The 9,307-nt window shown below is 39.9% G+C and carries 7 protein-coding genes; 1 reads left to right on the top strand and 6 read right to left on the bottom strand.

The window, feature by feature from the left end:
* Nucleotides 1-311: 311 nt before the first annotated feature.
* Together secA and ESZ39_RS14450 are read right to left on the bottom strand one after the other, a co-directional pair.
* Complete coding sequence (gene secA / locus ESZ39_RS14455) at nt 312-2,990, bottom strand: preprotein translocase subunit SecA (protein ID WP_146880621.1); 2,679 nt, start codon at nt 2,988-2,990, stop codon at nt 312-314.
* Between the two features lie 139 nt (nt 2,991-3,129).
* A complete protein-coding gene (locus ESZ39_RS14450) occupies nt 3,130-3,978 on the bottom strand; it encodes a M23 family metallopeptidase (RefSeq protein ID WP_223270398.1) in 849 nt (282 codons plus the stop codon).
* 78 nt (nt 3,979-4,056) lie between these two features.
* On the opposite strand from ESZ39_RS14450, the gene ESZ39_RS14445 reads away from it, so the two are divergent.
* The gene (locus ESZ39_RS14445; protein ID WP_146880619.1) at nt 4,057-4,518 is read left to right on the top strand and encodes a DUF721 domain-containing protein; all 462 of its coding nucleotides are present in this window, start codon (nt 4,057-4,059) and stop codon (nt 4,516-4,518) included.
* A 434-nt stretch (nt 4,519-4,952) separates the two neighbouring features.
* Here ESZ39_RS14445 and lpxC read toward each other — a convergent pair whose 3' ends face one another.
* The 4 genes from lpxC to ESZ39_RS14425 all read right to left on the bottom strand — a co-directional run bounded on the left by lpxC (nt 4,953) and on the right by ESZ39_RS14425 (nt 9,305).
* Complete coding sequence (gene lpxC / locus ESZ39_RS14440) at nt 4,953-5,870, bottom strand: UDP-3-O-acyl-N-acetylglucosamine deacetylase (RefSeq protein WP_146880617.1); 918 nt, start codon at nt 5,868-5,870, stop codon at nt 4,953-4,955.
* 137 nt (nt 5,871-6,007) lie between these two features.
* The gene (gene ftsZ, locus ESZ39_RS14435) at nt 6,008-7,171 is read right to left on the bottom strand and encodes a cell division protein FtsZ (protein ID WP_146880628.1); all 1,164 of its coding nucleotides are present in this window, start codon (nt 7,169-7,171) and stop codon (nt 6,008-6,010) included.
* A 113-nt stretch (nt 7,172-7,284) separates the two neighbouring features.
* Nucleotides 7,285-8,520, bottom strand: a complete 1,236-nt coding sequence (gene ftsA, locus ESZ39_RS14430) for a cell division protein FtsA (protein ID WP_146880616.1) — start codon at nt 8,518-8,520, stop codon at nt 7,285-7,287.
* Between the two features lie 5 nt (nt 8,521-8,525).
* On the bottom strand, nt 8,526-9,305 hold the full coding sequence (locus ESZ39_RS14425) for a cell division protein FtsQ/DivIB (protein WP_146880615.1): 780 nt from the start codon (nt 9,303-9,305) through the stop codon (nt 8,526-8,528).
* Between the last annotated feature and the right edge of the window lie 2 nt (nt 9,306-9,307).

Below are 9,307 nucleotides of genomic sequence, written 5' to 3'. Positions count from 1 at the left end.
CGAGCGCCTTACCTTGAGTTATTTTTCCTGCGCACAACAAGATCACAAACTTAATGGAACTGGTATTATCACCCGTAGGTCCTATTTAGGTTGGTCTTTAGTCCATCAGGTTAAATGAAATATAACTGTTTTTCGCACAAATACTGGTAAAAAAACAATACCCGCTGCAGATGTTTGTTACTTAATCATATTAATCAACCACTTAACAGTTGACGGACTAAAGTCCGATCTACAAAAAAATTACCTATGCCTAAAATACAAAAATGCCAGTCAATTGACTGGCATTTATCAACAGTTTACTTGTTGAGTGCTTAGGTTAATTTACCATGGCACTGTTTATACTTTTTACCTGAGTTACATGGGCAAGGTTCATTTCGACCCACACGTGGCAAGGCGGCTTGTTCTGGCGCTGAAGCTGACTCATGCTTAAACTCTTTTGGCAATTCATCGGCTTTTCTGTGTTGCTCTTCAACAGCTTCAACATCAGATTCTGCTCTAATTTGCACTTTACTTAAAATACCAATAACATCGTATTTTAAGTTATCAAGCAACTCAGCAAACAATTCGAACGACTCACGTTTAAATTCTTGTTTTGGATTCTTTTGTGCGTAACCACGTAAATGAATACCTTGGCGTAAATGATCCATCGCTGCTAGGTGCTCTTTCCAATGAGAGTCTAAGCTTTGTAACATAACCGCTTTTTCAAATTGACGTAAAACCTCAGCACCTACCATTTCTTCTTTGGCTGCGTAGCTGGCATCAACGGTATCTAAGATTTTTTCACGTAAAGTATCTTCATGCAGATTACTGTCTTCTTCTAACCATTTTGCAATCGGTAGTTCAAGGGTCAGTTCGCCTTTAAAGCGTTCTTCTAAGCCAGTAATGTCCCACATTTCTTCTAACGATTGTGGCGGAATATGTTGAGTAATTAAACCCTTGACCACATCAGCACGAATCGCGGTAATAACGTCAGCAATATCAGCTTCATCCATTAATTCATTGCGTTGTTCGTAAATAACTTTACGTTGATCGTTTGAAACATCATCAAATTCAAGCAATTGCTTACGAATATCAAAGTTACGGCCTTCAACTTTACGCTGTGCGTTTTCAATACTCTTGGTAACCCAAGGGTGTTCAATCGCTTCGCCGTGCTCCATGCCAAGTTTACGCATCATGTTGCTGATACGCTCTGAGGCAAAAATTCGCATTAAACTATCTTCCATAGACAGATAAAAACGTGTTGAACCCGCATCACCTTGACGACCTGAACGACCACGTAATTGGTTATCAATACGACGAGACTCATGACGTTCTGTGGCAACAATGTGCAAACCACCGGCCGCTAACACTTTGTCATGCTCTATTTGCCAAGCCGCTTTCACTTCAGCAATTTTTTCTTCACTTGGGTTATTTAGCTTTTCAAGCGTCGTGGTTAAGTTACCACCCAGTACGATATCAGTACCACGACCCGCCATGTTAGTGGCGATGGTGACAGCGGAAATTTTACCGGCATCAGCAACAATTTCTGCTTCTTGTTGATGAAATTTAGCATTAAGTACTTTGTGCTTAATTTTTTCTTTCTTTAAAAATGACGACAAAAATTCTGAGGTTTCAATGCTGATGGTACCCACCAACACGGGCTGTCCGCGCTCAACACAATCTTTAATATCCTCTAAAATGGCTTCAAATTTTTCTTCACCGGTTAAGTAAATTAAATCAGGTAAGTCTTTACGCACCATTGGCTGGTTTGTTGGGATAACAACAGTTTCTAAAGCATAAATATGATTAAATTCAAATGCTTCAGTGTCGGCAGTACCTGTCATTCCTGACAGTTTATTATAGATGCGGAAAAAGTTTTGGAAGGTAATTGACGCCAGTGTTTGATTTTCATTTTGAATATCTACACCTTCTTTAGCTTCAACGGCTTGATGTAAACCTTCTGACCAACGACGACCTTCCATTGTACGACCGGTATGTTCGTCTACAATAACAATTTCGTCATCTTTTACGATGTAATCTACGTCTTTTTGAAATAGCTTATGGGCACGTAATGCCGCCATAACATGGTGTAATAAGGTAATATTAGCCGCAGAGAACAGTGAGTCTCCTTGCTGCATTAAGTCCCTTTCGATCATGATTTCTTCGATATGAATTTGACCAAGCTCGGTTAAATAAATTTGCTTAGCTTTTTCATCAATAGTGAAGTCGCCGGTGCTTTCTTCACCTTCTTTATCTTCTTCTTCCTGTTGTACCAGTGTCGGTACAACAAGGTTGATATTGCGATAAAGTGCTGAGCTATCTTCAGCTTGACCAGAAATAATCAACGGTGTACGCGCTTCATCAATCAATATCGAGTCAACTTCATCAATAACCGCAAAATTTAATGGTTTTTGTGCCCGCTCTTCTGGTGAAAAAGCCATGTTATCGCGCAAATAATCAAAGCCAAATTCGTTGTTGGTGCCGTAAGTAATATCAGAATTATAAGCAGCTTGCTTATCTTCTGGTGCCATACCTGCAACATTACAACCAACGGTCATGCCTAGAAATTCAAATAATGCCCGATTCCAATCGCCATCTCGCTTAGCCAGATAGTCATTGACCGTAATAACATGCACACCTTTACCGGTGAGTGCATTTAAATAAGACGGTAAAGTGGCGGTAAGTGTTTTACCCTCACCGGTACGCATTTCTGCTATTTTGCCAGAATTGAGCACCATACCGCCGATCATTTGCACGTCAAAATGACGCATGCCAAATACCCGCTTACTCGCTTCGCGTACTACCGCAAAGGCCTCAGGAAGCAGAGCATCAAGCGCTTCGCCTTTAGCAATACGTTCTTTGAACTCAGGTGTTTTTGCTTTTAGTTCTTCATCACTGAGTGCTTCAAAGACCGGTTCTAGGGCATTAATCTTACTTACTTCTTTCTGCATTTGTTTAAGCAATCGATCATTTCGACTACCAAACAGTTTTGTCATTAAATTTACAAACATCGTGTTAAACCATATTGAGAAGAATATCTTCAACTGAAAATAAAATGATCGGTATAGCCGATCACATAAACTTGCTTAGTATTGTAATGCCAGTTCTATTTTAAACAACTGAAATTAGAGCAAAAATTATTATTTTGCTTTATTTTGCTTTGCGATAAACATATTTTCTTGGATCTATTTGTCGGTTATTACGTAAAATTTCATAGTGTACGTGCGGCCCTGTCGAGCGTCCGGTACTGCCCATTTTCGCAATAACTTGACCTTTATTAACCACGTCACCAACCGATACGGCTATGATTTTATTATGACCGTAACGAGTTTTTAACCCATCGCCATGATTAATTTCAATTAAATTACCATAACCGTAGCGAGAACTCGCCCAACTTACCACACCTGATGCCGTAGCAATAATGTCATCATTTTCACTGCCCGCAAAATCAACACCTTTATGCATGGCAGGTTTACCATTAAAAGGGTCTTTACGTAGTCCGAAATTTGATGACAACCAACCGTTAGTAATTGGTCGACCAGATAAATACCGAGTGTTCTCTATATGGTGTCCAAAACTAACAGATTCAAGCATTTTTAATTGTTTTTCTTCATGTTCAAGTGTTGCTGCCAATGTAGCTATACCTTGGGTCAATTGCGCTAAACTTTTTTGCTTAACGCTTTGAACCTGATGCATTGGACCACCGCTAGGCGGCGCTTGCTGAAAATTAAACTCGTTGTCTGGAATACTCGCTGCTTCTGCTAAGCGATCGCCTAAAGCATTTAACCTTAGCACTTGGCTTTGTAATTCGGCCAATTTCATGGTTACTGCAGTGACTTGACTGTTAACTTTAGGGTGCTCAATATTGGGTAAGCTTGACAGGTAATAGGTCGGGTTTTGTGGCACATTATCTGCTGAAGCAATTAAATGTACAATAAAGCCAGAAAGCAAGGCAAAGGCAACGAGAGCAGATAACCAATGCAGCTTATTTAACTTCATTGAAAATCTAACGTTCTTTCCGCGGTATAGTAATGTTAAACTCATATTCCATTTATATCGTTTTTTCAGAGCTGACTTATGGCACGAAAATCTAGAATCCCCACAGACATGTCAGCGCTGTTTAATTCAACGTCAGGCACTTTGGCACAAATAGCCGCAAAAACCAACTCTTTAACGGTATTGTCGGACATTGTACGCCAAATTTGCCCCGACCTACCAGCCGATGTTTTCAAAATAGCTAATTTTAAGGCCAATGCCATTGTTATTGAGGTAAAATCTGCCGTTTGGAGCCAACGTTTACAGTTTGAAAGAATGAATATTTGCCGCGAACTGACCCAAGTCACCAACAATGAGTTCAATCAGATAGAAATAAAAATCACTCCTTTTCGCAATAAAGTACCAGAAAAAACAGTTATACCTAACGCGATTAATTCAACCATTTCAGCAACTACAGCAGCGCATTTATTAAAAATTGCCGAAACCGCGCCTGATAGTTTACGTAAAAAATTAGAAAAACTGGCTGCTCACGCTAAAAAATAGTTTAATTTTGCTAACTTATACCAATTTGATTAATTAAGTGATCTACTTTTTCATGAGGAAAAATGGACAAATACAAGGCATAAAATTTAGTAAGTAGTTATTCTACTTATAAATTTTATAACGCAGTAGTTATTCATTTTAACCATTAAAAATGAGCAGGTAATTAATCAACTTGGTATTACCTACCATTTCTAAGCAATTTTTTTGGCGCTTGGACTTCAATCCGTCAACCGATAAGCGTACACCTAGCCTAATCATCAACAAAAAAAGCAGTAAATTAGCAACTGACAGCTTAAAACTGATAACTGATAACTGATAACTAACAGCTTAAACCTATTTATCAGCCTTGTTTTACCATCAAATGAATAAAATTTAGCGATAAAAAAACCAGTGCAAGACTGGTTTAATTTATCGAAACTTACCACCAATTAAGATTAAAAAGCCGCAGCATTAATCTCTTGAAATTGAATGGGTGATTCAATGGTATCTTCGTAGGTAACCCATTCAAAACAATCAACCTGTTTAAATACTTCGCGTAACAAGATGTTATTGAGGGCATGGCCAGATTTAAAGGCATTGAATTCACCTAAAATACTCACACCACCCATATACAAGTCGCCAATGGCATCAAGAATTTTATGTTTTACAAATTCGTCATCATAGCGTAGGTCGTCTTTATTAAGCATACGGTATTCGTCTAACACAATGGCATTTTCTAAACTGCCACCTAAGGCGAGATTATGAGAGCGTAAAAACTCAATATCTTTCATAAAACCAAAAGTGCGAGCACGGCTAATTTCTTTAATAAATGAGCAACTTGAAAGGTCCATACTCATCGACTGACAAGTATTTACAATCACAGGATGATCAAATTCAATAGCAAAATTGACTCGAAAGCCTTCATAGGGCTTTAGTTCTGCCCATTTATCGCCTTCTTCAACACGTATCGCTTTTGTAATACGTAAAAAACGTTTGGCTACATTTAACGTTTCAATGCCAACTGATTGAATTAAATAAACAAACGGTAAAGCACTACCATCCATAATTGGAATCTCAGATGAGTCAACCTCAACAATAAGGTTGTCAATACCTAAGCCTGCAACAGCAGAAAGCAAGTGTTCGACGGTGGAAATCTGAACACCTTGCTCATTCACTAAACACGTACATAAGGTAGTTTCGCCCACAGCTTCCGGTGTCGCGGGGATATCGACAGCGGGATCTAAATCAACTCGGCGAAAAATAATACCGGTGTTAGCAGGTGCAGGACGGAGAGTTATCTGCACCTTTTCACCTTTATGTAGCCCTACACCAATAGCAGAGACACTTTCTTTTAACGTACGTTGTTTAATCATAAATAGCCTTCTTAAGCCTATATTTTTGTATCAATTAGCCGCCACTGGATAAGCGGAGACGTAATATATCAAAAAAGCCTAACAAAATCAAAATTCCAAATTTTTTAGCCGTATTCAATTAACTTGGCTAGCCAATATTAATCAGCTTGTTTGCGTAAAAATGCTGGAATATCTAAATAGTCATCAAGCTCTGTTGCCGTCACTCTTTGCGCCTGAGCGTTTGCTTCTGGCATAGCTACCTGGTTCGACGATAACTCTGGCTGAGCGCTTGGTGTATAGTCGCCACCAACCACTTGTGGCTCTGCCACTGGTGTTGGATTAACTAGCGTAATATCAGGCTTACGATCAGCACCAATACCGGTGGCAACAACGGTTACCCGTAGTTCATCTGTCATTTCAGGATCAATAACTGCACCAACAACAACCGTAGCGTTTTCAGAGGAAAAAGCTTTAACGGCATTACCAACGGTTTCAAACTCATCAATACTAATATCCATACCGGCAGTAATATTAACCAATATGCCACGAGCTCCGGCCAAATCAACGTCTTCAAGTAAAGGACTTGAAATGGCTGCTTCTGCTGCTTCTTCTGCACGATCCGGACCTGATGCCGTACCTGAGCCCATCATTGCCGTGCCCATTTCAGACATCACGGTTCTAACATCGGCGAAATCAACATTTATGAGTCCCGGACGGGTAATAAGTTCCGCAATACCTTGAACTGCACCTAATAAAACGTCATTGGCTGCTTTAAAAGCATCTAATAAGCTGGTACCTGGCCCTAATACTTTTAAAAGTTTCTCGTTGGGAATAGTGATCAATGAATCAACACTTTTTGATAAAAACTCAATGCCTTGATCGGCATAATTCATCCGTTTTTTACCTTCAAATGGAAATGGCTTAGTCACTACCGCAACCGTTAAAATGCCCATTTCTTTCGCTATTTCAGCGACCACAGGTGCGGCTCCTGTTCCGGTACCTCCGCCCATTCCTGCGGCGATAAACACCATGTCGGCACCTTTTAGTGCTTCTTTGATGGTTTCTCTGTCTTCTTCTGCACTAAGGCGACCAATTTCAGGGTTAGCGCCAGCGCCTAGCCCTTTGGTCACATTATGTCCTAGCTGTAAAGTAACATTAGCAGCCGAATTGCGTAGTGCTTGTGAATCAGTATTTGCGGTAATAAATTCAACACCTTCTATGGTTTGTAGCACCATATGTTCTACCGCATTTCCGCCACCGCCACCAACACCTATAACTTTGATGATGGCTTCTTCGTTATGATCTTCCATTAATTCAAACATATTATTATCTCCAATTTTTGTTACGTTTTGTTCCACCAAAACTCTTTTTTACTTACTAATACCAATACCATTAAGTTATTGGGACTGGTCTGATTAGCCGCCAAAGCAGCTAATTAAAATTCACCTTTAAACCAAGCCAGTATTTTCGATCCAATACTACTGACTGACTCACTTTTCTTTTGCTCTTTGTTCTGTTGCTGATGAGCCTGCATACCATAATGCAGTAAACCGACTACCGTTGAGTATGTTGGGTCGCTGACATACTCTTTCAATCCGCAGACATCAAAAGGCTGGGCGATGCGGGCTGGCATTTGAAACACTTCTTCTGCAAACTCAACCACGCCTTCCATTTTTGCTGTGCCACCCGTTAACACATAACCCGCAGCAATTTGATCTTCTAAACCACATTCACGTAGCTCTTCTTGAATCAGTTCAAATAACTCCTGATACCTAGGTTCAACAACCTCAGCTAGTGTATGACGTGACATAGACCGGGCAGGGCGTCCGCCAACACTAGGGACTTCAATATTTTCTTCCATACTGACCATTTGGCGTAATGCGCAAGCATACTGAACTTTAATATCTTCAGCATGGCTTAATGGCGTACGGAAAATTTTTGCAATGTCGCTAGTCACTTGGTTGCCGGCAACTGGAATGACTGCAGTGTGGCGTAAAGCTCCACCGGTAAACACAGCGATGTCCATGGTGCCAGCACCCATATCAACAATACAAATTCCTAGCTCTTTTTCATCGTCGGTTAATATCGCATAGCTAGAAGCGAGCGCTGAAAAAATTAATTGGTCCGCTTTTAAGTCGCAACGTTCAACACATTTAACAATATTTTTTGCCATGTCATTGGCACAAGTTACGATATGGACTTTCGCTTCCATTCGTACACCTGACATACCAATCGGGCTTTTAATGCCGTCTTGACAATCAATGCTGTATTCTTGTGGCAAGACATGTAACATCCGTCGTTCTGCAGAAATAGGCACTGAACGTGCAGTATGAATAACGTTATCAACGTCATCTTGCATCACTTCCTTGTCATTAATCGGCACCATACCGTTCTCATTTTGACAACTAATATGCTTACCAGAAATACCAAGATATACCGAGGTAATATGGCAATCAGCCATTAACTCTGCTTCATTAATAGCCCGCTGAATGGATTGAATAACTAGGTTTAAGTCATTGACTCCCCCTTTATCCATGCCACGTGCCGGTTGATTACCCACACCAACAATACTAAGTTGGTTGTCAGGCGTGATCTCACCAACGGCTACTGAAATTTTTGACGTTCCAATATCTAATCCAACCACTAAATTTCTATCAGTTATTTTTGACATTAAGGCTAAACTCTTTCTTTATTGTTCGCGGTTTTCCAACCAACGGCTAAACCAGTATCGTATCTCAGATCAACATAATCGACTTGTTGACCCTGCTTTTTATTCAATTTAATTTCTGGATAAATGTCCATAAAACGCTGTATGCGCTCAACACGATTATCACGCCCTAAATTAATAGTCACGCCATCATTTAAAATCAACTGCCAAGCAAAACGCTCAGTCAGCACTAATTCATCAATGGCTAATTCGCTAAAGTCTAATAGCTTATTTAAGTTTCTAAAATTCTCTAAAGCTATTTTTTCACTACCTTCTGGACCAAAAAATGCAGGTAACTGCTTGACTAAACGTTGCACGTCAGCTTGAAACGCCTTGCCATTAAGGTTAAGTAAAAAATCACCATTCCAATGAGCAATAGGTTTTTGGTCAACAACATAAATTTTCAATTCATCCGGCCATTTTTTCCGTACTGAAACAGAATAAACCCAGGGCAACTTAGCCACTTTTTGCTGGACATCATTAACATCTAAGTTGAAAAAATTGCCTAAGTTCACTTGTTCTATCGCACGTTCAATATCTACGCGCGTGGTGTAAGGCATTTCACCGGCAATCGCAATTGAGGTAACCGGCGCTGACTCTGCTGAACTTAAGCTTTTATTCAAAAAAATACCAAACGATAATATCGCGACAATCACAGCAACAAAAAACGCAACACCTAGCCAAAATGACCAGTGTAAGTTGGCAACTTCTTCCTTTAACGGCAGTTGTTTTTCCATTGCTGTAGCCATAT

It is taken from the genome of Colwellia sp. C1TZA3, from assembly GCF_007954265.1.
Classification (GTDB): Bacteria; Pseudomonadota; Gammaproteobacteria; order Enterobacterales; family Alteromonadaceae; genus Cognaticolwellia.
Note: the sequence above shows the minus strand (reverse complement) of the source record. Positions and strands in the feature narration are given on the sequence as shown.

Excerpts from the sequence above, each read along its gene's own strand:
- secA (WP_146880621.1), bottom strand. The coding sequence starts at position 2,990 with ATGTTTGTAAATTTAATGACAAAACTGTTTGGTAGTCGAAATGATCGA.
- ESZ39_RS14450 (WP_223270398.1), bottom strand. The coding sequence starts at position 3,978 with ATGAAGTTAAATAAGCTGCATTGGTTATCTGCTCTCGTTGCCTTTGCC.
- ESZ39_RS14445 (WP_146880619.1), top strand. The coding sequence starts at position 4,057 with ATGGCACGAAAATCTAGAATCCCCACAGACATGTCAGCGCTGTTTAAT.
- lpxC (WP_146880617.1), bottom strand. The coding sequence starts at position 5,870 with ATGATTAAACAACGTACGTTAAAAGAAAGTGTCTCTGCTATTGGTGTA.
- ftsZ (WP_146880628.1), bottom strand. The coding sequence starts at position 7,171 with ATGTTTGAATTAATGGAAGATCATAACGAAGAAGCCATCATCAAAGTT.
- ftsA (WP_146880616.1), bottom strand. The coding sequence starts at position 8,520 with ATGTCAAAAATAACTGATAGAAATTTAGTGGTTGGATTAGATATTGGA.
- ESZ39_RS14425 (WP_146880615.1), bottom strand. The coding sequence starts at position 9,305 with ATGGCTACAGCAATGGAAAAACAACTGCCGTTAAAGGAAGAAGTTGCC.